Annotated in this window: 14 protein-coding genes; 9 read left to right on the forward strand and 5 right to left on the reverse strand. The window is 73.0% G+C overall.

Annotation, left to right across the window (positions count from 1 at the left end; genetic code table 11):
• Nucleotides 1-16 precede the first annotated feature (16 nt).
• Nucleotides 17-604, reverse strand: a complete 588-nt coding sequence (locus ACFXHB_RS33105; RefSeq protein WP_380578601.1) for a Uma2 family endonuclease — start codon at nucleotides 602-604, stop codon at nucleotides 17-19.
• Between the two features lie 116 nt (nucleotides 605-720).
• Between ACFXHB_RS33105 and ACFXHB_RS33110 the strand changes: the two genes are divergently transcribed.
• Both ACFXHB_RS33110 and ACFXHB_RS33115 read left to right on the forward strand, forming a co-directional pair.
• Nucleotides 721-1155, forward strand: a complete 435-nt coding sequence (locus ACFXHB_RS33110) for a DUF523 domain-containing protein (protein WP_380578629.1) — start codon at nucleotides 721-723, stop codon at nucleotides 1153-1155.
• Nucleotides 1156-1293: 138 nt separating this feature from the next.
• The gene (locus ACFXHB_RS33115) at nucleotides 1294-2364 is read left to right on the forward strand and encodes a DUF4349 domain-containing protein (protein ID WP_380578603.1); all 1071 of its coding nucleotides are present in this window, start codon (nucleotides 1294-1296) and stop codon (nucleotides 2362-2364) included.
• Nucleotides 2365-2427: 63 nt separating this feature from the next.
• Here the strand turns inward: ACFXHB_RS33115 and hemE are convergent, their stop codons facing one another.
• The gene (hemE, locus tag ACFXHB_RS33120; RefSeq protein WP_380578605.1) at nucleotides 2428-3531 is read right to left on the reverse strand and encodes a uroporphyrinogen decarboxylase; all 1104 of its coding nucleotides are present in this window, start codon (nucleotides 3529-3531) and stop codon (nucleotides 2428-2430) included.
• Between the two features lie 145 nt (nucleotides 3532-3676).
• Between hemE and ACFXHB_RS33125 the strand changes: the two genes are divergently transcribed.
• The 5 genes from ACFXHB_RS33125 to ACFXHB_RS33145 all read left to right on the forward strand — a co-directional run bounded on the left by ACFXHB_RS33125 (nucleotide 3677) and on the right by ACFXHB_RS33145 (nucleotide 10537).
• Nucleotides 3677-4339 carry a DUF3000 domain-containing protein gene (locus ACFXHB_RS33125; RefSeq protein WP_380578607.1) on the forward strand — a complete coding sequence of 221 codons (663 nt, stop codon included), beginning with the start codon at nucleotides 3677-3679 and terminating at the stop codon, nucleotides 4337-4339.
• 321 nt (nucleotides 4340-4660) lie between these two features.
• Nucleotides 4661-5386 (forward strand): LuxR C-terminal-related transcriptional regulator, encoded by a 726-nt coding sequence (locus tag ACFXHB_RS33130; protein ID WP_380578609.1) that lies wholly within the window; start codon nucleotides 4661-4663, stop codon nucleotides 5384-5386.
• A 185-nt stretch (nucleotides 5387-5571) separates the two neighbouring features.
• Complete coding sequence (locus ACFXHB_RS33135; RefSeq protein ID WP_380578611.1) at nucleotides 5572-6822, forward strand: HRDC domain-containing protein; 1251 nt, start codon at nucleotides 5572-5574, stop codon at nucleotides 6820-6822.
• A gap of 341 nt (nucleotides 6823-7163) precedes the next feature.
• Nucleotides 7164-8405 (forward strand): thiolase family protein, encoded by a 1242-nt coding sequence (locus ACFXHB_RS33140; RefSeq protein ID WP_380578613.1) that lies wholly within the window; start codon nucleotides 7164-7166, stop codon nucleotides 8403-8405.
• Between the two features lie 2 nt (nucleotides 8406-8407).
• Nucleotides 8408-10537 (forward strand): 3-hydroxyacyl-CoA dehydrogenase NAD-binding domain-containing protein, encoded by a 2130-nt coding sequence (locus tag ACFXHB_RS33145; RefSeq protein WP_380578615.1) that lies wholly within the window; start codon nucleotides 8408-8410, stop codon nucleotides 10535-10537.
• 122 nt (nucleotides 10538-10659) lie between these two features.
• On the opposite strand, the gene ACFXHB_RS33150 is transcribed toward ACFXHB_RS33145, so the two are convergent.
• From ACFXHB_RS33150 to ACFXHB_RS33160, 3 genes are all read right to left on the reverse strand, one after another.
• Nucleotides 10660-12174, reverse strand: a complete 1515-nt coding sequence (locus tag ACFXHB_RS33150) for an ArnT family glycosyltransferase (protein ID WP_380578617.1) — start codon at nucleotides 12172-12174, stop codon at nucleotides 10660-10662.
• Between the two features lie 159 nt (nucleotides 12175-12333).
• Entirely contained in the window at nucleotides 12334-14241 is a 1908-nt protein-coding gene (dxs, locus tag ACFXHB_RS33155) for a 1-deoxy-D-xylulose-5-phosphate synthase (RefSeq protein WP_380578619.1), read from the reverse strand.
• A gap of 281 nt (nucleotides 14242-14522) precedes the next feature.
• Nucleotides 14523-15725 (reverse strand): ROK family protein, encoded by a 1203-nt coding sequence (locus ACFXHB_RS33160; protein ID WP_380578621.1) that lies wholly within the window; start codon nucleotides 15723-15725, stop codon nucleotides 14523-14525.
• A 336-nt stretch (nucleotides 15726-16061) separates the two neighbouring features.
• Between ACFXHB_RS33160 and ACFXHB_RS33165 the strand changes: the two genes are divergently transcribed.
• Together ACFXHB_RS33165 and pepN are read left to right on the forward strand one after the other, a co-directional pair.
• On the forward strand, nucleotides 16062-17906 hold the full coding sequence (locus ACFXHB_RS33165; RefSeq protein ID WP_380578623.1) for a PQQ-binding-like beta-propeller repeat protein: 1845 nt from the start codon (nucleotides 16062-16064) through the stop codon (nucleotides 17904-17906).
• Between the two features lie 155 nt (nucleotides 17907-18061).
• Nucleotides 18062-20653 carry an aminopeptidase N gene (gene pepN / locus ACFXHB_RS33170; protein ID WP_380578625.1) on the forward strand — a complete coding sequence of 864 codons (2592 nt, stop codon included), beginning with the start codon at nucleotides 18062-18064 and terminating at the stop codon, nucleotides 20651-20653.
• The last annotated feature ends 67 nt before the right edge of the window (nucleotides 20654-20720 follow it).

Genomic DNA, 20720 nt, shown 5'->3' on the forward strand with positions numbered 1-20720 from the left:
TCCTTACATCAATGCCTCAATCCGCCCGCTTCCGGACAGGGACGAGAGCGTCGAGGTCGAGGTCGACGGGGAACGGGACCGGCCGTCGCAGCCGGCCCCGGAAGATCCCGGCCGGAGCGTAGGAGGAGGTACTGGCCTCGCGTTCGAAGACGTGCGCCACCGGCAGGCCCTCCTCCTCCTCGATGATCCAGTAGTGCGGGATCCCGGCCTCGGCGTACTTGCGCACCTTGACGGTACGGTCCCGGTGGGCCGACTCCGGCGAGACGACCTCCACGACGAGCGCGACCTCCTCGGGTGCGAACCACGTACGGTCGGGGTCGAACTCGGCGGTGGCGACCAGCAGGTCCGGCTCCGGACGGTTGCGCGGGTCCAGCTTGATCGTCATCTCACGCTCCGCGAGGACCCCGTCCGGCACGAGCTCCTCCAGGACACCGGTCAGCGCCGTGACCACCCGGCTGTGCCAGGAACGCTGCGGGGACATCACGAAGACCAGTGCTCCATCGATCAGTTCGGTGTGCCGCGGCGCCTGCGGCAGGTGGTCGAGGTCCTCGGCGAGCCACCCCTCCTCGCGGGGCGCGTACATCCAGTCCGGCAACTCACTCATGGAGCCCAAGGTAGCGTCCGGGACGGTCCGCGGGCATCCGCTCACCCGGGCCACCGAGCGGAGGAGAGGCAGTGGAGCCTGCGGAAGTCCTCGGGGACCGACCGGCCCCGGAGGAGATGATCCTGGTGAGCGCGTGCCTGGCCGGCGTGCCCTGTCGCTACGACGGGCGGGCGAAGACCGCGGAGGCCGTGGTCGGGCCGGCCGGGGAGGGGCGGGCGGTGGTGGTCTGCCCGGAGGGGGCGGGCGGGTTGCCGACGCCGCGGCCGCCGGCCGAGATCGTCGGTGGGGACGGCGCCGACGTGCTGGACGGCCGGGCCCGGGTGGTGGACTCGACGGGGGCCGACCTCACCGAGGCGTTCCTGGACGGCGCCCGGCAGGCGTTGGCCGCCGCCGAGGCCGCCGGGGCGCGGCGGGCGCTGCTGATGGCCCGCAGCCCCTCCTGCGGGTGCGGCCGGATCTACGACGGCACGTTCACCGGGGCGTCGCGGCCGGGTGACGGGGTGACGGCGGCGCTGCTGCGGCGGGCGGGGATCGCGGTGGAGGCGGTCTGACGCCTTGTCCGCTCCGCAGCCGAGCCGTGATCGAGCTGCGACCTCCGGAGCGGGTCCGATCGGGGCCCGGTCCCGTCGAATGGTTCGGGTGCCGGACGGAAGCGGCACCGGAACCGAGGACGCGGGGAGGGCTCGATCGTGGAACGAGGACGGCACAGAGCGGGGGCGCTGGCGGCGGTGGTCGTGGCGGCGGTCCTGGCCGGCGGGTGCGGCGCCGCCGACCGGGGGGACTCCGCGCGCGGAGTCCCGGCGGCAGCGGCGGCCGGTGACGCGGCGGCGCCGGCGGCGCCGGGAGCGGCGGCCGCGCCCAAGGTCGCGCCGGAGTCGGGCTCCGGGCAGTCGGGCTCCGGGCAGTCCGCCGTGGTGCCCGTGGTGGACACCCGGCAGATCGCGTACAGCGCGCAGCTGTCGGTGCGGGTGGCGCGGACGGACACCGCGCTGGCGAGGGCCCGCGAGCTGGCGATCGGCGCGGGCGGCTACGTGGCGAGCGAGACGGTGAGCGGCGGCGGTCAGCCCGGTGACACGGGCACCGGCGGTCGCCCGGAGGACCGCCCCGCGCCCGGCCCGCAGAGCGGGCAGCTCACGGTGAAGGTGCCGTCGGCGGCCTACCAGCAGACCCTGGACCAGCTCGCGGGGCTCGGCGAGGTGCTGTCCCGCAAGAGCCAGGCGGACGACCTCACCCAGCAGGTCGCGGACGTCTCCAGCCGGACGCAGACCCAGCAGGCCAGCGTGGACCGGGTCCGGGCGCTGATGGCCCAGGCCAGGACACTGGCCGAGATCACCAGCCTGGAGGGCGAGTTGAGCCGCCGCGAGGCGGATCTGGAGTCGCTGCAGAAGCAGCTGAAGGAGCTGTCGGCGAGGACCTCGCTCTCCACCATCACGCTCGACGTGCGGCAGCGGGCGGACACCCCGGCACCGGACCGGCCCGACGCGAAGGAGCACGACGGCTTCCGGGACTCCGTCGGCTCGGCGCTGGGCGGCGGCTGGCACGTCCTGACCGCGATCGTGCGGGGCGTCGCGGTGGCGGTCGCCGCGGTGACGCCGTTCCTGTTGGTGCTGGTGCCGGCGGCGCTCGCCTTCTGGCTCGTCCGCCGGCGCCGGCGGCCCGCGCTGCCGCCGGTCCCCGCCCACCTGCCGCACCAGCCGCACCAGCCGCAGGACGAGAACGGGGACGAGGACCAGCGGGCCCAGGAGCGACAGGAGCCGTGAGAACGACGACGGCGGGCCCCGGTCGAACGGGGCCCGCCGGGTCGACGCCGTCGCGGCGGCCGGTCAGCGCGCGCTGGCCTCGTGCACGAACGCCACCAGCCGGCTGAGCGCGTCCGGGTCCATGCTGGGCAGCACGCCGTGGCCGAGGTTGAAGATGTGGCCGCTGGTGCCGAGCACCCGGGCGGCGTCCAGCACCTCGCGGGCCTTGGCCTCGACCGCCTCGGTGGGCGCGAAGAGGACGGCCGGGTCGAGGTTGCCCTGCAGTGCCTTGCCGGGGCCGACCCGCTCGGCGGCGACGTTCAGCGGCACCCGCCAGTCCACGCCGACGATGTCCGCGCCGGCCTCGCCCATCAGCCCGAGCAGCTCACCGGTGCCGACGCCGAAGTGGATCCGCGGCACGCCGTACCCGGCCACCGCGTCGAAGACCTTGGTGCTGGCCGGCATCACCGAGCGGCGGTAGTCGGCGGGGGCGAGCGCGCCCACCCAGGAGTCGAACAGCTGGACGGCGGAGGCGCCGGCCTCGATCTGCACCTTCAGGAACGCGGCGGTGATGTCCGCCAGCCGGTCGAGCAGGGCGGCCCACAGCTCGGGCTGCCCGTACATCATGGCCTTGGTGTTCTCGTGGTTCTTGGAGGGCCCGCCCTCGATCAGGTAGCTGGCGAGGGTGTAGGGGGCGCCGGCGAAACCGATCAGCGGGGTGGTGCCGAGCTCGTCGACGAGCAGGCCGACCGCCTCGGTGACGTAGGAGACGTCGTCCGGCTCCAGCGGGCGCAGCCGCCGCAGGTCCTCGGCGGTGCGGATCGGGTCGGCGATCACCGGGCCGATGCCGGGCTTGATGTCGACGTCGATGCCGACGGCCTTGAGCGGCACCACGATGTCGCTGAAGAAGATCGCCGCGTCGACCTTGTGCCGGCGCACCGGCTGCAGGGTGATCTCCTTGACCAGCTCGGGCCGCATGCAGGACTCCAGCATGGGGATGCCCTCGCGGACCTTCAGGTACTCGGGCAGCGAGCGGCCGGCCTGGCGCATGAACCACACCGGGGTGTGCGGCACCGGCTCGTGCCGGCAGGCGCGCAGGAACGCGGAGTCGTGCGCGGCGCCGCGTCGCACGGAGGACTGCTGACCGGTGGGGGTGGCTGCCGTGGTGTCTGCCGTTGTCTCGCTCACGGTTCAAATCTTCGCACGCGCTCCGGACCCGACTCCCCGCCCGGTCTCGTGGGTTCCTCCAAGATCTGGCCGGTTTGCCGTCCCGGCACGCCGCGCGAGCAGAAGTTGCGGCGATTACCCCGGTCTTCGACCTAGTCTTCGGGACATGGCAGCGGTCGGCGGGCACCCCGCACAGGGTGGCGGAACAGGTGGCGGAACGGGTCGGGAGGCGGCGCCGAGCGAGTTCCGGGCCGCGGTCGAGGCTCTGACGGGGGCGCGGCTGCGCCCCGAGCTCGAACTCTCCCCCGCCCCGGCGCCGCGCCGGCTCGCCCCCCACGCGTTCGCCCTGACCGCCTCGGTGGAGGTGGACGGCGACGAGCTGGCCGACGGCCGGCTGGTGCTGCTGTACGACCCGGCCGGGCAGGAGGCCTGGAACGGCGACTTCCGCGTGGTGACCATGACCCGGGCGGAGCTGGAGCCGGAGATGGCCGGCGATCCGATGCTCTCCGAGGTCGGCTGGGCCTGGCTGCTGGACGCCCTGCAGGCGCACGGCGCCGGGTACGCGGAGCCGTCCGGCACGGTGACCAGGTGCGCGTCGCAGTACTTCGGCGCCCTGGCGGACCGTGAGTCCTCCACCGAGATCGAGATCCGGGCCTCCTGGACGCCGGCCGACGGCCGCTTCGAGCGGCACCTGGCCGCCTGGGGGGATCTGCTGTGCATCAGCGCGGGCCTGCCGCCGGCCGCGCCCGCGCCGCAGCCGGCCGCCGACGTGCCCTCACTCGGCGGGGTGGTCCCGATGCCGGCCCGTCGACGCCCGCGCTCGCACTGACGGGTGGTCCGCACGCCGCGGTCGCGGCAGCTGCCCCAACGCCACCCCCAGGGCTGACGGACTGTGGCTCGGCATCTGCTCTGCGTCAATTGTCCGACCCAACGTGACCGATCCATGCCGATTCTGATCGATTTTGTACGAATCCAAGGCATGTCGCATCAGTCATATGCGCGATTTGTCCGTATTGTTACTCACTAGATCGTGATCTTTCGCTAAAGCCGGGCACGGTAGCTGCCGAAGCAGACTGTGACCCTTTCCAAACGCGGAACACTCCGACCGCCCCCATCGGGGTTCCGTCCGCCACTCCCCGCAGGAGGCCTGGTGTCGGTCCTTCTTGAGCACCCCGCAAACGTGGTCGCCTACCGGCCGACCAAGCCCACCGCCATGGTGGTCATCGCTGATCCCCGTGTCCGAAACACCGTCACCCGCCACCTCTGGGCGCTCGGCGTCCGGGACGTGATCGAGGTGTCCTCGATCGCCGAGGCCCGCCCCCGGGTGTCCACCCCGCGCGACATCTGCGTCGCCGACGTCCACCTCCCGGACGGCTCCGGACTGACCATCCTGGCCGAGACCCGTGCCGCGGGCTGGCCCAACGGCCTGGCGCTCTCCGCCGCCGACGACATCGGCGCGGTCCGCAGCGCGCTGGCCGGCGGCGTCAAGGGCTACGTGGTCACCGGCACCCGCACCAATGTGGCGATGCCGGGCCGCCCCGGCATGCCGCTCGGCGCGGCCGGTCTGGCCGGCCGGATGCGCCGTCCCGGCATGCCGGGCGTGCCGGGCGCGGCCGGGGCCCCCGGTGCCCCGGGCGCACCCGGGGCTCCCGGCGCCCCGGGCACCCAGCAGGCCGCCTACCGCGAGCTCTCCGGCCGCGAGGTCGAGGTGCTGCGACTGGTCGCCGAGGGCCAGTCCAACAAGGCCATCGGCGTGGCGATGGGCCTGTCCGCGCTCACCGTGAAGAGCCACCTCGCCCGGATCGCGCGCAAGCTGGGCACCGGCGACCGGGCCGGCATGGTCGCCGTCGCGCTGCGCACCGGCATCATCCACTGAGCGATCGGTAGGGCCGCTGCGGCGGTTCTGGAGGAACGTTTCCTCCAGAACCGCCGCATTGGTGTTCGATCCCCTCCGGGCCGCGGGGGCGGGGACGGCCGGAGCCGCACAGCGGCATAGTCACGAACCCGGTCTGACCAGTCCGACAACACTCCCGGCCCCGAGGACCGTCGTACCCTTGGTGAGTGACCGACGCCGTAGCAGCCACCCAAGAAGAAGCAGCCCCGGTCCCGCTCCTCGAACCGAAGGAGGGGATCCCGCCAGTCGTGGCGGACGAGCAGGCGCTGGCCGCCACCGTCGCCGCCTTCGCCGCGGGAACCGGACCGGTCGCCGTCGACGCCGAGCGGGCCTCCGGCTACCGCTACGGGCAGCGGGCGTACCTCATCCAGCTGCGCCGCGCGGGCGCCGGCACCGCGCTGATCGACCCGATCGCCTGCCCCGACCTCAGCGGGCTCGGCGCGGCCCTCGCGGACACCGAATGGGTGGTGCACGCCGCCACCCAGGACCTGCCCTGCCTGGCCGAGGTCGGGATGCGGCCCCGACGGCTCTTCGACACCGAGCTGGCCGGCCGGATCGCCGGCTTCGCCCGGGTCGGACTCGGACCGATGACCGAGAGCGTGCTCGGGCTGAGCCTGGCCAAGGAGCACTCGGCGGTCGACTGGTCCACCCGCCCGCTGCCCGAGCCGTGGCTGCGCTACGCCGCTCTGGACGTCGAGGTGCTGGTCGAGCTGCGGAACGCACTCGAACAGGAGCTGGACGCCCAGGGCAAGCTCGACTGGGCCCTGGAGGAGTTCGCCGCGATCGCCGCCGCGCCCCGCCCGGCACCGCGCACCGACCCCTGGCGCCGCACCTCGCAGCTGCACAAGATCCGCCGGCGCCGTCAGCTGGCCGTGGTGCGCGAGCTCTGGCTGACCCGGGACCGGCTGGCGCAGGAGCGCGACGTGTCGCCCGGCCGGGTCCTCTCGGACGCCGCGATCGTCAACGCCGCGCTGGCCGTGCCGCTGAACATCGCCGCCCTGCAGGCCGTCCAGGGCTTCGGACCGCGGGTGCACCGGCGCCAGCTGGAGCAGTGGCTGGCCGCCGTGCAGCGGGGCCGGGAGATCCCGGAGAACCAGCTGCCGCCGGCCGCCGCACCGCACGACGGCCCGCCGCCGCCGCGCGCCTGGGCCGAGAAGGACCCGGTCGCGGCCGCCCGGCTGTCCGGGGCGCGGGCCGCGGTGAGCGAGCTGGCCGAGGCACGCAACCTGCCGGCCGAGAACCTGATCACGCCGGACCTGGTCCGCCGGGTCTCCTGGGAGCCGCCGGCCGACCCGAGCGCCGCCGGAGTGGCGGCCGCGCTGCGCCGCCTCGGCGCGCGCCAGTGGCAGGTCGACCTGGTGGCGCCGGTGGTGGCCGCGGCCTTCGTCAAGGCGGCGGAGGCCGAGCCGCAGGAGTAGGAACGCGGGGCCCGGGACCGGGCACCGGCCCGGCGGGGCACCTCCGCCGGGACAGAGGGGATGCCGTCCCGGGGACGGCATCCCCTCTGTCGTCCCCGCCCTCGTGCCCGCCGTCGTCCCCCGGGCCGCCGCCTCCGCTGCGCACCCTCGCGCGCGCCCCTCCCGGCCCCGGGCGCGGGGACGTGTCGGGGGACACACCGGGAGAACCGGCCGTCGGGCCTGGGCAGGTTGGTTACCGGCGGGTAGCATGACGGTGAGGCAGCGCCGCTCACGTCCCCCCGTGCGACGGACGGCGGCAGCCTGCCCACCTCAATCTGTTGGTCCCTGGGAGGAGAGCCCCCGTGCCTCGTACCGCGAGGGACGTCGTCTTCGTCGATGGCGTCCGCACCCCGTTCGGCAAGGCCGGCCCGAAGGGCATCTACCACGAGACGCGCGCCGACGACCTGGTCGTCAAGTGCATCCGGGAGCTCGTGCGCCGTAACCCGAACCTGCCCGTCGAGCGGATCGACGAGGTCGCCATCGCGGCCACCACGCAGATCGGCGACCAGGGTCTGACGATCGGCCGCACCGCGGCCCTGCTGTCCGGCCTGCCGAAGTCCGTCCCCGGCTACGCCATCGACCGCATGTGCGCGGGCGCGCTGACCGCCGTGACCACCACCGCCGGCGGCATCGCCTTCGGCGCGTACGACGTGGTCGTGGCCGGCGGCGTCGAGCACATGGGCCGCCACCCGATGGGCGAGGGCGTCGACCCGAACCCGCGCTTCGTGTCCGAGAAGCTCGTCGACGAGTCCGCCCTGTTCATGGGGATGACCGCGGAGAACCTGCACGACCGGTTCCCGCACATCACCAAGGAGCGCTGCGACGCCTACGCCGTGCGCTCGCAGGAGAAGGCCGCCAAGGCGTACGCCAACGGCGACATCCAGCCGGACCTGGTGCCGATCACCGTCCGCAACACCAACCCCGAGGTCGGCGAGACCGGCTGGGGTCTGGCGACCACGGACGAGCCGATGCGCCCGGGCACCACGATGGAGTCGCTGGCCGGGCTGAAGACCCCGTTCCGCCCGCACGGCAACATCACCGCGGGCAACTCGGCCGGTCTGAACGACGGTGCCACCGCCTCGCTGCTGGCCGCCGAGGACGTCGCCGAGGAGCTCGGCCTCCCGGTCAAGATGCGCCTGGTCTCGTTCGCCTTCGCGGGCGTCGAGCCCGAGGTGATGGGCATCGGCCCGGTGCCGGCCACCGAGAAGGCACTGGCCAAGGCCGGTCTGACCATCGACGACATCCAGGCCTTCGAGGTCAACGAGGCCTTCGCCGTCCAGGTGCTGGCCTTCCTGGACCACTACGGCATCGCGGACGACGACGAGCGGGTCAACCCGTTCGGCGGCGCGATCGCCTTCGGCCACCCGCTGGCCTCCTCGGGCGTGCGCCTGATGAACCAGCTGGCCCACCGCTTCGAGCAGCGCCCGGACGTCCGCTACGGCCTCACCACGATGTGCATCGGCTTCGGCATGGGCGGCACGATCATCTGGGAGAACCCGCACTGGAGCGGCGAAGAGTCGTCCGAGTCCGAGGGTGGTAAGTGAGCATGAGCACCACGACTGAGCTGCTGCGCCAGGGCGCCGAGCTGTTCCCGGGCGAGGTCGTCACGACCGCGCACGTCCGCCACCTGGACCTGCCGCTGCGGGCCGGCCAGCTGGCCCTGATCACCCTGGACAACGGCTTCGACCACACCAAGCCGACCACCTTCGGCCCGGGCTCGCTGCTGAAGCTGTCCGCCGCGCTGGACCAGGTCGAGGCCGAGGCCGCCGAGGGCGCGATCGTCGGTGTCGCGATCACCGGCAAGCCGTTCATCTTCGCGGTCGGCGCCGACCTCAAGGGCGTCGAGATCCTCAAGGAGCACGCGGACGCGCTGGCCATCGGCAAGGGCGGCCACGAGGTCTTCAAGCGGATCGCCGCGCTGTCCGTCCCCTCCTTCGCCTTCTACAACGGCGCGGCGATGGGCGGCGGCGTCGAGGTCGGCCTGCACGCCACCTACCGCACCGTCAGCGCGGGCGTTCCGGCGTTCTCGCTGCCGGAGGTCTTCCTGGGCCTCGTCCCCGGCTGGGGCGGCTGCACCCTCCTGCCGAACCTGATCGGCCCCTCGAAGGCGATCAAGGTCATCGTCGAGAACTCGATGAGCCAGAACAAGCAGCTCAAGGGCAAGGACGTGTTCGAGCTGGGGATCGCGGACGCGATCTTCGAGCCGGCCGACTTCCTGGAGCAGTCGCTGCTGTGGGCCGCCAAGGTCCTCACGGGCGAGGTCACCGTCGAGCGCGAGGCGATCGACCGCGGCAAGGCCTGGGACGACGCCGTCGCCTGGGGCCGCCTGATCGCCGACGCCAAGGTGCACGGCGCGGCGCCCGCCGCGTACAAGGCGCTGGACATCATCCAGCAGGTCAAGGACGCCGACCTGCAGGCCGGCTTCGACGCCGAGGACGCGGCGCTGGCCGACCTCATCATGAGCGGCGAGCTGCGCAGCGGCATCTACGCCTTCAACCTGGTGCAGCGCCGGGCGAAGCGCCCCGTCGGCGCGCCGGACAAGTCGCTGGCCCGCCCGGTCACCAAGGTCGGCGTCGTCGGCGCCGGTCTGATGGCCTCGCAGCTGGCGCTGCTGTTCGCCCGCCGTCTGGAGGTGCCGGTGGTCCTCACCGACATCGACCAGGAGCGCATCGACAAGGGTGTCGGCTACGTCCACGCCGAGATCGAGAAGCTGCTCGGCAAGGGCCGGATCGGCCAGGACAAGGCCAACCGGCTCAAGGGCCTGGTCACCGGCTCGCTCGACAAGGCCGCCGGTTTCGGCGACGCGGACTTCGTGATCGAGGCCGTGTTCGAGGAGATGGGCGTCAAGCAGACCGTCTTCGCGGACCTGGAGAACGTGGTCTCGCCGACCTGCGTGCTGGCGACCAACACCTCCTCCCTCTCGGTCACCGAGATGGCCTCGAAGCTGAAGCACCCCGAGCGGGTCGTCGGCTTCCACTTCTTCAACCCGGTCGCGATCCTGCCGCTGCTGGAGATCGTCCGCGGCGAGCGGACCGACGACGCCGCGCTGGCCACCGCCTTCGGCGTCTCGCGGAAGCTGAAGAAGACCTCGGTGCTGGTCAAGGACGCCCCGGCGTTCGTGGTGAACCGGATCCTGACCCGCTTCATGGGCGAGATCCAGGACATCATCGACGAGGGCACCCCGATCGCCACGGTCGAGAAGGGCGTCGAGCCGCTCGGCCTGCCGATGTCCCCGATCGTGCTGCTGGAGCTGGTCGGCCCGGCCATCGCGCTGCACGTCTCGGAGACCCTGCGCGACGCGTTCCCGGAGCGGTTCACCGTCTCCGAGAACCTCGGCAAGGTGGTCAAGGCCGGCAAGCGCGGCTTCTACACCTGGGTCGACGGCAAGCAGGTGCTCGACCCCGAGGTGCTGGAGCTGCTCTCCTTCGGCGACACCGTGCTGACCGAGGAGCAGGTGCTGAACCGCGCCCTGGAGGCCGTCGCGCAGGAGATCGGCCTGATGCTGGAGGAGGGTGTCGTCGCCGAGGCGCAGGACATCGACCTCTGCATGATCACCGGTGCCGGCTGGCCCTTCCACCTGGGCGGGATCACCCCGTACCTGGACCGTGAGGGTGTCTCGGAGCGGGTGAACGGCAAGCCGTTCCTCGCCCCGGGCGTGGCCTCGGTGCCCGCGTAGGGCACAGCGGTACGACCCGCCGGAGCCCCGGTGACCTCGGAGGAGGTCACCGGGGCTCCGGCGTGTTCCGGGAGGAGCGGGCCGGGGGCGGCGCCCCGCTGTGCGGCCCCCGGTGCGGTCCGTCAGCGCTTGAGGCGGTAGACCACGGTGTCGGCGAAGACGCCGACCATCTCGTAGTGGGTGTCCAGCAGGTTCTCGATCTTCGGGATCATGCCGGGCTGGTAGGGCGCCAGACCGGAGTCGTCGACGACGATCTCGGGCAGGCCCTTGGCGATCTCCTGGTCGAAGGTCTGCCAGGCGTTGCTGACGCTGAACTGCTCGCCGACGTTGGCGTTGCCGTCCTTGCCGCCGCTGAAGTTGGTCAGGAAGCCCGCGGTCAGGTAGCGGGTGGCCGGCTTGCGGTCGGCCAGCCAGTACAGCTCCGGGTGCATGCCCCAGACCAGCACGGTGTCCTGCGGCTTGCTCTGCGCGGCGACCGCGGTGGCCACCTCGGTGGTCCGGTTGAGCCGCTCCCCCGGCCAGGCCAGCGCGAGCCCCCAGAACACCGTGGCGGCGGCCGTGGTGTACACCAGGACCGGCTTCCAGCGGATCGCCGAGGTGGCCACCGCGCCGGTGCCCAGCAGCACCAGCGGGGGCATCAGCTGCAGGTAGTAGTGGCCGAAGAAGTGGAAGCCGACGCTGACCGCGATCACCGAGGAGAGCAGCCAGACCCAGAGGTCGGTGGTGGAGCCGTGCTCCTCCCCCGCGACCGGCAGCGGGCGGTGCCGGTGCTTCAGCCAGAGCCGGCGGCCGACCGGCAGCAGGAAGCCCAGTCCGGCGGCGATCAGGATCGCCGAGTTGCCGAGCGCGCGGCCGGTCATCTGCAGCCAGGCGCCGCCCACCGAGGCGTAGTCGCCGCTGCCGGTGACCACCCAGAACAGGAAGCCCTTGGGCTTGGTGAGGATCACCGCGACCAGCGCTATCGGCAGGGTGAAGCCGAACCCGATCTTGAACAGGGCGGGCGGCCAGCGGACCCCGCGCCGACGGGCGTCCTGGAACAGCATCCAGAGCACCGGCAGCAGGACCGCGCCGCCGGTCTGCTTGGTCAGCGAGCAGAGCGCCACCGCGATGCCCGCGGCCAGCCAGCGGCGCCGCTCGGCGTAGCGGAAGGCGGCCACCATGGCGGGCAGCATGAAGACCTCGAAGGTCGCCGCCTGGGTGTCCTCCGGGGAGAGGCCGATGGAGACCAGCAGGTAGAGCAGGCCGGCACCGGCACCCGCCCGGTTGCCCCAGCGGCCGCGGGCGATCGAGGCCAGCAGGATCGCGGTGACCAGGTGGGCGACCACCGCCAGGGTGCGCAGCGGCCAGAGCGAGGCGGAGCCGAAGACGGCGAAGCACGCCTGGTAGAGCCAGGGCAGCAGGGGCGGCTTGCGGTCGACCACGGTGTCGTAGAGCACACCGCCGTCCGCCAGCATCCGGGCCTGGGTGGCCAGGAAGCCCTCGTCGGGGCTCCAGACCGGCCGGACGAAGGAGGGGATGTGGGTGGCGAGCGCGACCAGGGCCAGCACCGGCACCAGCCTCGTCCAGTAACCCTGGCGGACGCGGTCGGGCAGGCGCTCGGCAAGCCCGGCGAGGCGGGGGCGGGTGGGGGTCGGCACGGATGACAACCTACCGGGCGGGATCGGCGCGGGCAGCGCCGGTCCCGCCTTTCGGTGCGATTATCAGCCTGTATTGCGGTGAACTGTTGCGCGGTTGTGGCAAACGGCCGACGACCGGCCGGGCAGCGGGCCGGCCCGGGCGGACCCGGGCCGGGCGGCTCAGGCCCGGACGGTCGCCACGTCCAGCCGGGACACCAGCGCCGTCACCCTGCGGGCGATGTCCGGGGCGGTGAGGCCGATCTCGGCGAGGATCTCGGGCCGCGAGGCGTGGTCCAGGAACTCCTGCGGGATGCCGAAGTCGCGCACCGGGACGTCCACCTCGGCGTCGCGCAGCGCCTGCGCCACAGCGGCGCCCACCCCGCCGACCCGACCGTTGTCCTCGATCGTGACCACCGCGCGGTGCTCGGCCGCCAGGCCGGGCAGGGACCGGTCCACCGGCTTGACCCACCGCGGGTCGACCACGGTGGCGGTGATGCCCTGGGCGGCCAGCAGGTCGGCGACCTCCAGGCTGGTGGGGGCCATCGCGCCGACCGAGACGATCAGGACGTCCGCGCGACGCTCGTCGGCCGGGGCCTCCGGGGCGCGCAGCACGTCCATGCCGCCGATCCGGCCGGCCGCGGGGACGGCCGGGCCGACCGTGCCCTTGGAGTAGCGGACCACGGTGGGGGCGTCGTCGACCTCGACCGCCTCGCGCAGCTGGGCGCGCAGCTGGTCGGCGTCACGCGGCGCGGCCAGCCGCAGACCGGGGACGACCTGCAGGATCGACATGTCCCACATGCCGTTGTGCGAGGCGCCGTCCGTCCCGGTGACACCGGCCCGGTCCAGCACGAAGGTGACCCCGAGCTTGTGCAGGGCCACGTCCATCAGGACCTGGTCGAAGGCCCGGTTGAGGAAGGTCGCGTAGACCGCGAACACCGGGTGCAGACCGTTGGTGGCCATGCCGGCCGCGCTGGTCACGGCGTGCTGCTCGGCGATGCCGACGTCGAAGATCCGGTGCGGGAAGGCCTTGGCGAAGGGGGCCAGGCCCACCGGGTGGAGCATCGCGGCGGTGATGCCGACGATGTCCTCGCGCTCGCGGCCGAGCGCGACCATCTCCTCGCCGAAGACGGACGTCCAGTCCTTGCCCGCGCTCTTGATCGGCAGACCGGTCTCCGGGTGGATCACGCCGACCGCGTGGAAGCGGTCCTCGTCGTTGTTCTCGGCGGCGTGGTAGCCGCGGCCCTTCTCGGTGAGGCAGTGCACGATCACCGGGCCGCCGAAGCCGCGCGCCTTGGTGAGCGCGGACTCCAGGGCGGTGAGGTCGTGGCCGTCGATCGGGCCGATGTACTTGAGGCCGAGGTCCTCGAACATGCCCTGCGGGGCGATGAAGTCCTTGAGGCCCTTCTTGGCGCCGTGCAGCGTCTCGAAGAGCTGCTGGCCGACCACCGGGGTGCGCTGCAGGGCGTCCTTGCCCCAGGAGAGGAAGCGCTCGTAGCCCTGGGTGGTGCGCAGCGTGGCCAGGTGGTTCGCCATGCCGCCGATGGTCGGGGAGTAGGAGCGCTCGTTGTCGTTGACGACGATGACCAGCGGGCGGTCCCGGGCGTCGGCGATGTTGTTGAGCGCCTCCCAGGCCATGCCGCCGGTGAGCGCGCCGTCGCCGATCACGGCGACCACCGGGCGGTCGAGGTGGCCCTGGAGCTGGTTGGCCTTGGCCAGGCCGTCGGCGTACGAGAGCACGGTGGAGGCGTGCGAGTTCTCGATCACGTCGTGCTCGGACTCGGCGCGGGAGGGGTAGCCGGAGAGGCCGTCCTTCATCCGCAGCCGGGAGAAGTCCTGGCGGCCGGTGAGCAGCTTGTGGACGTAGCTCTGGTGGCCGGTGTCGAAGAGGATCCGGTCGCGCGGCGAGTCGAAGACCCGGTGCAGCGCGATGGTCAGCTCCACGACGCCGAGGTTGGGGCCGAGGTGGCCACCCGTCTTGGAGACCTCCGTCACCAGGAAGGTCCGGATCTCCTGGGCCAGGGCGGCCAGCTGTCCGGGCGTGAGCCGGTCGAGATCGCGCGGTCCCCGAATGCGGGTCAGCAGGGCCACCCGTTCCTCCTCGTTCAAAGTCGCGGACCGCGGGCGGTCCGACGGGCCTCGCTGCCCGGTGTGCCGACGCGCGCCGATCGGTCTCGGTCGGTGCCGACCGGTCGAGTCTAATGTCCGCCTACCGGACACCGAGCGGGGTGCCCGGTGCCATCGGCCTGTCACCGCCGTTCACGACCGACGGCGGGCACGGAGGGTCCGGTGGCGGGCACGGACGGTCGGGGAACGACACACCCGGTCGGCAGCGGACACGGACGATCGGGTCACGGGCCGGCCGGCGGCACTCACGGCCGGGCGACGGACGCCTGTACGGATCGCCCGATCGGGCCGGAGTCGCCCATCTCGCTCATCACCAGGGCGAGCGCGCCGAGCACCTCGGCACGGCCGCCGAGGGTGCCGGGGACGACGGAGAGCTGGCGGGCCGCGCTGGGGATGGCGTAGCGGGCCACCGAGTCGCGGATCGGGCCGAGCACCAGTTCGCCCGCGTCGGCGAGGTCGCCGCCGAGGATCACCCGGCGCGGGTTGAGCAGGTTGCACAGGGTGGCGACGCCGGTGCCGATCTGCCGGCCGGCGTCGGCGATCACCCGGCGGCTGCCGAGGTCGCCCTGGTGGGCCAGCTCGACCACCCGCGGCAGGGTGAGGTCCGGGCCGAGCGTGGAGCTCAGCAGGCCGAGCAGGTAGCGGGAGCCGACGAAGGTCTCCAGGCAGCCGCGGTTGCCGCACCGGCAGACCGGGCCGGCCTCGTCCAGCGTGATGTGCCCGATCTCACCGGCGGTGCCGCCCGGGCCCCGGTAGATCTGCCCGTTCACCACCAGGCCCGCGCCGACGCCGCTGGCCACCTTGATGTAGGCGAGGTCGCTCAGGCCGCGGCCGGCGCCCCAGACCAGTTCGCCGAGCGCGCCCAGGTTGGCGTCGTTGTCCACGTGCACCGGCATGCCGAGGCGCTCGGCCAGCTCCCGGCCGGGGGCGATGCCCGTCCAGCCGGGCAGGATCGCGGTGGAGCCGAGCGCGCCGGTCTCCACGTCGATCGGGCCGGGGACGCCGAGGCCGACGCCGATCACCTTGTCCGGGCGGAAGCCGGCCTCCCGGAGCAGCCGCTCGACCAGCGCCTCGGCCCGGTCGAAGCCCTGGGCGGCGGAGACGTCGACGTCGATCGGCGCGCTCTCCTCGGCGAGCACCCGGTGCGCGAGGTTGCCGACGGCGACCCGGAGGTGGGTGTGGCCGAAATCGATCCCCACCACGATGCCGGCGTCACCGCTCAGCGAGACGCTGCGGGCGCGGCGGCCGCCGGAGGAGGTGTCGGCGACCACGACGGTGCCGCTCTCCTTGAGCTCCCGGACGATGTTGGACACGGTCGCCGCCGAGAGACCGGTGCCGCGGGCGATCTCGGCCTGGGTGAGCGAGCCGGCCATCCGTACCGCCCGCAGCACCCGCTCCAGGTTGGCCCGGTGCAGTGAGGACTGCGAACCCGGTGTGTCCGTCGCCATGATCCACCCTTCCAAGGGCGAGGGAACCCCTCCGCCGGGCGATCCCTTCAACTCCTGAAGCCTAGGGCCTGACGCCGGCCGGTGGCGCGGGTAGCGGACGGCGGGGTCGGGGCGGCGGGGTGGCGGCGGCGGGCGGGGCGGCCGGACGGCGGGGTCCGCGACCGGGAGCCGGCCGCCGCGGACGGGGCCCAGCTCAGCGGGAGGACGCGTGGGGTCCGGGGCTCCTGCGACCGGCCGAAAACGGCCCACCCGTACGATGGTGCCCATTCTCACCCGTCCCACCGGCCACGGACGCGACCCGGCCGGGGGGCGCTTCAAGACATGACGGGGCATCAGATGTCAGGGGATCACCCTACGCCGGGGGCGGGCGACACGTCCGGCACCAATCCGCAGGACAACCGGGGCGTCTCGCTCGGGCGCACGCCCGGCGGCACGGACCCGGCCGCCGTGGCGAACCAGATGACGCGACTGGACGGGGCTCCGGTCCCCGGCCAGGCCGGACCGGCCGCGCCGGGCGCCGCACCCGGGCAGCCGCCGGCCCCGGGCAGCGAGTACGCCTACGCGCCGACCGCCGCCGCCTTCCCCGCCCAGGGTGCCCCGCCGCCCCCGCCCGGCATGCCGCCGGTCGGCCCGTACGACCCCGGCCAGCCCCCGTTCGGAGCGCCGGGCGCCGGCCAGCAGTACGGCTACACCGCCCCGCCGCAGGCCGACGGCGGAGCCGGTTACGGCTACCCGCAGCAGCCGGCCCCCGGCTACGGCTTCCCCGGCGCGCCGACGCCGGCCGCGCCCAAGCCCCGCAACCCGGTGATGATCTGGGGCGGCATCATCGGCGGCGTGCTGGCCGTCGCCATCGTCGCCGGCCTCGTCGTGCTGTTCACCCAGACCAACGAGCCCGACAACCCGACCGCCGACGGCGGCACCACCAGCGGCACGGGCGGCACCACCGGCGGCTCGACCACCGACCCCAGCGCCACGGCGGGCACCGGCGGCACCACCGGCGGTGGCGGCAACGGCGGCAAGGCGGGGTCCTACAGCCTCGCCTGGACCGCCGCCAAGCCCGCCAACGCGGCCAGCGGCTCGCAGCTGCTCGGCGTCTGGGGCGCCGACAAGACCGTGGTGCGCGCGGACAGCTACGGCATCCGCGCCCTCAACTCGGCCGACGGCAAGGAGCTGTGGACGATCACGCCGCCGGCCGGCGCCAAGGAGTTCTGCGCCGTCTCGTACGGGGTGAACTCCAAGCACATCGCCGCCGTCGCGCTCAACACCGGTGACAGCGACTGCTCCACCGTCGGCGCGGTCGACATCAGCACCGGCAAGCTGCTCTGGTCGGCCAAGGTGAGCACGGACCGGATGTCCTCGCCCACCCTCAGCGTCACCGAGAAGGTCATCGGCATCGGCGGCAACGTGGCCGGCGCGGTGAACATCGCCGACGGCTCGCCGGTCTGGCAGTTCCAGCCCCGTGACAAGGACTGCAACGTCTACGGCAAGGCCGCCGGCAACCAGATCGCGGTGAGCGACCGCTGCTACGGCTCCAACGCCAACCCCAAGTCGCAGCTGGTACTGGTCGACACGGACACCGGCAAGGCCACCAGCGCCGCGCCGATCCCGCTGACCGGCAGCATCGAGCGCGTCGACAAGGTCGTCTCGGACCAGCCGCTGGTGCTGCTGGTGACCAACGGTCCGAACGGCGACTACATCCTGCCGTTCGACAAGAGCAACAAGCCGCTGACCCCGATGTCGGTCAAGGAGCCCGGCGCGGACAGCCTGCGGCTCTCCGGCCAGTCCGACGCGTTCACCCAGAACGTCGTCAGCGGCACCACGCTGTACGTCCAGACCAACCCGAGCAAGCCGGCCGTCAACGCCTACGACCTGACGACCGGCAAGCGGCTCTGGTCGTCCACCGGCGGCACCAACGACGGCATCCGGCTGGTCTCCGGCACCGACAAGGACGGCAAGGTCCGGGCCGTGCTGGACATGGGCTACGGCAAGGACGCCAAGGTGGTCACGCTCTCGCCGACCGACGGCGCCGGGACCGAACTCGGCACCATCACCAGCCAGAAGGGCGCCGACTTCATCGGCTCCAGCACCACCGAGTACGTGCTGCAGTCGGACGGCTCGCTGTACGGCTTCGCCCGCGGCGCGAGCTCGGACGCCCCGGTCGTCAAGTACGCGAAGAAGTGACGCCCCGGACGTAGCCTCCGGACGTCCGACCCCGTCGGGGGCGGGGCGGAACAAGCCGCTTGGCCTGTTCCGCCCCGCCCTCGAACATTTCCCCGGGCTCCGCGCGCCGGGCATGGGAGGATGCGAAGCATCAGCCTGACGAAGGAGTCCTGCGAGTGCCCGGCACCAACCTGACCCGCGAGGAGGCCCGTACCCGGGCCGACCTCCTGCACGTGGACGCGTACGACATCGAGCTCGACCTGAGCTCGGCCCGGGAGGGAGGCACCTTCCGGTCCACCACCGTGGTCCGGTTCAGCGCCAACACCCCCGGCGCGGCCACCTTCATCGACCTCGTGGCGCCGAGGGTCGAGGAGATCGTCCTCAACGGCGAGCGACTCGACAACGCCAACTTCGCCGACAGCCGGATCGCGCTGCCCGACCTGGCCGCCGAGAACGAGCTGCGGATCGTCGCCGACTGCGCCTACACCAACACCGGCGAGGGCCTGCACCGGTTCGTCGACCCGGTCGACGGCGAGACCTACCTCTACACCCAGTTCGAGGTACCGGACGCCCGCCGCGTCTTCGCCACCTTCGAGCAGCCCGACCTCAAGGCCACCTTCGCCTTCACGGTGACCGCCCCCGAGGGCTGGGTCGTGGTCTCCAACTCGCCCACCCCGACCCCGGTCGGCGACGGCGACACCCGGCTCTGGACGTTCGAGCCGACCGGCCGGATCTCCTCCTACATCACCGCGCTGGTGGCCGGCCCGTACGTCGGCGTCTTCGACAGCTACGAGAACGGCGACCAGAAGGTCCCGCTGGGCGTGTACTGCCGCCCGTCGCTGCGCGAGTTCCTGGACGCCGAGGCGATCTTCGAGGTCACCAAGCAGGGCTTCGACTACTTCCAGGAGAAGTTCGACTTCCCCTACCCGTTCGCCAAGTACGACCAGCTGTTCGTCCCGGAGTTCAACGCCGGCGCGATGGAGAACGCGGGCGCCGTCACCCTGCGCGACCAGTACGTGTTCCGCTCCAAGGTGACCGACGCCTCCTACGAGGCGCGGGCCGCGACCATCCTGCACGAGCTCGCCCACATGTGGTTCGGCGACCTCGTCACCATGGAGTGGTGGAACGACCTCTGGCTGAACGAGTCGTTCGCCACCTTCGCCGAGGCCGTCTGCCAGGCCGAGGCCCCCGGTTCGAAGTGGCCGCACTCCTGGACCACCTTCGCCAACCAGATGAAGACCTGGGCGTACCGGCAGGACCAGCTGCCGTCCACCCACCCGATCATGGCCGACATCAACGACCTGGAGGACGTCCAGGTCAACTTCGACGGCATCACCTACGCCAAGGGCGCCTCGGTGCTCAAGCAGCTGGTGGCGTACGTCGGCCAGGACGCCTTCTTCCAGGGCGTGCAGGCCTACTTCAAGCGGCACGCCTGGGGCAACACCCGCCTGGCCGACCTGCTCGGCGCCCTGGAGGAGGCCAGCGGCCGCGACCTCAAGGCCTGGTCCAAGGCCTGGCTGGAGACGGCCGGCATCAACGTGCTACGCCCGGCGCTCACCCTCGACGGCGACGGCGAGATCGAGTCCTTCGCCGTGCTGCAGGAGGCCCCGGCGCTGCCGGCCGGCGCCAAGGGCGAGGCCGTCCTGCGCCCGCACCGGATCGCCATCGGCCTCTACGAGCTGAACGACGGCACCCTGGTGCGCACCGACCGGATCGAGCTGGACGTCGACGGCCCGCGCACCGAGGTCCCCGAGCTGGTCGGCCGGCACCGCCCGGCCGTCATCCTGCTCAACGACGACGACCTCTCCTACGCCAAGGTCCGTCTGGACGAGGACTCGCTGGCGGTCGTCACCGAGCACCTCGGCGGCTTCACCGACTCGCTGCCGCGCGCGCTCTGCTGGGCCTCGGCCTGGGACATGACCCGCGACGGCGAGCTCGCCGCCCGCGACTACCTGGCCCTGGCCGTCTCCGGCCTCGGCCGGGAGTCCGACATCGGTGTCGTCCAGTCGGTGCACCGCCAGGTCAAGCTCGCCCTCGACTCCTACACCGACCCGGCCTGGCGCGAGCAGGGTCTCGCCCAGTGGGCCGAGGCCGCCGAGGAGCAGCTGCGCGCCGCCCGGCCCGGCAGCGACCACCAGCTGGCGTGGGCCCGCACGCTGGCCTCGGTCGCCCGCAGCGCGGGGCAGCTGGACCTGCTCGCCGGTCTGCTGGACGGCTCGGTCGAGATCAAGGGCCTGGCCGTCGACACCGAGCTGCGCTGGACGCTGCTCGGCCGGCTGGCCGCCACCGGCCGCGCCGACGAGGCCGCCATCGCGGCCGAGCTGGTCCGCGACAACACCGCGGCCGGCCAGGAGCACGCCGCCAGCTGCCGCGCCTCGGTGCCGACCACCGAGGCCAAGGCCGCGGCGTGGGCCTCGGTGATGGAGTCGGACAAGCTCACCAACTACGTCCAGGACGCGGTGATCGCGGGCTTCCAGCAGGCCGACCAGGCCGAGCTGCTGGCGCCGTACGCCGGGAAGTACTTCGCGGCGCTCAAGGGCATCTGGGAGAGCCGCAGCCACGAGATCGCGATGCTGATCATCGTCGGGCTGTACCCGGGGGTGCAGGTCGAGCAGGCGACGCTGGACGCCACCGACGCCTGGCTGAGCACCGCCGACCCGGCCCCGGCCCTGCGCCGGCGGGTCGTCGAGCAGCGGGCCGGCGTCGAGCGCGCGATCAAGGCGCAGGCCGCCGACCGGGCGGCGGGCGCCCGGGCGCTGGGGCACTGAGCCGGTCGGGGCCCCGGGGACGACCCCGGGGCCCCGAGCCGCGGCAACGCCCGAGGGGGCGCCGGAC

This window comes from Kitasatospora sp. NPDC059327, from assembly GCF_042752535.1.
GTDB lineage: Bacteria > Actinomycetota > Actinomycetes > Streptomycetales > Streptomycetaceae > Kitasatospora.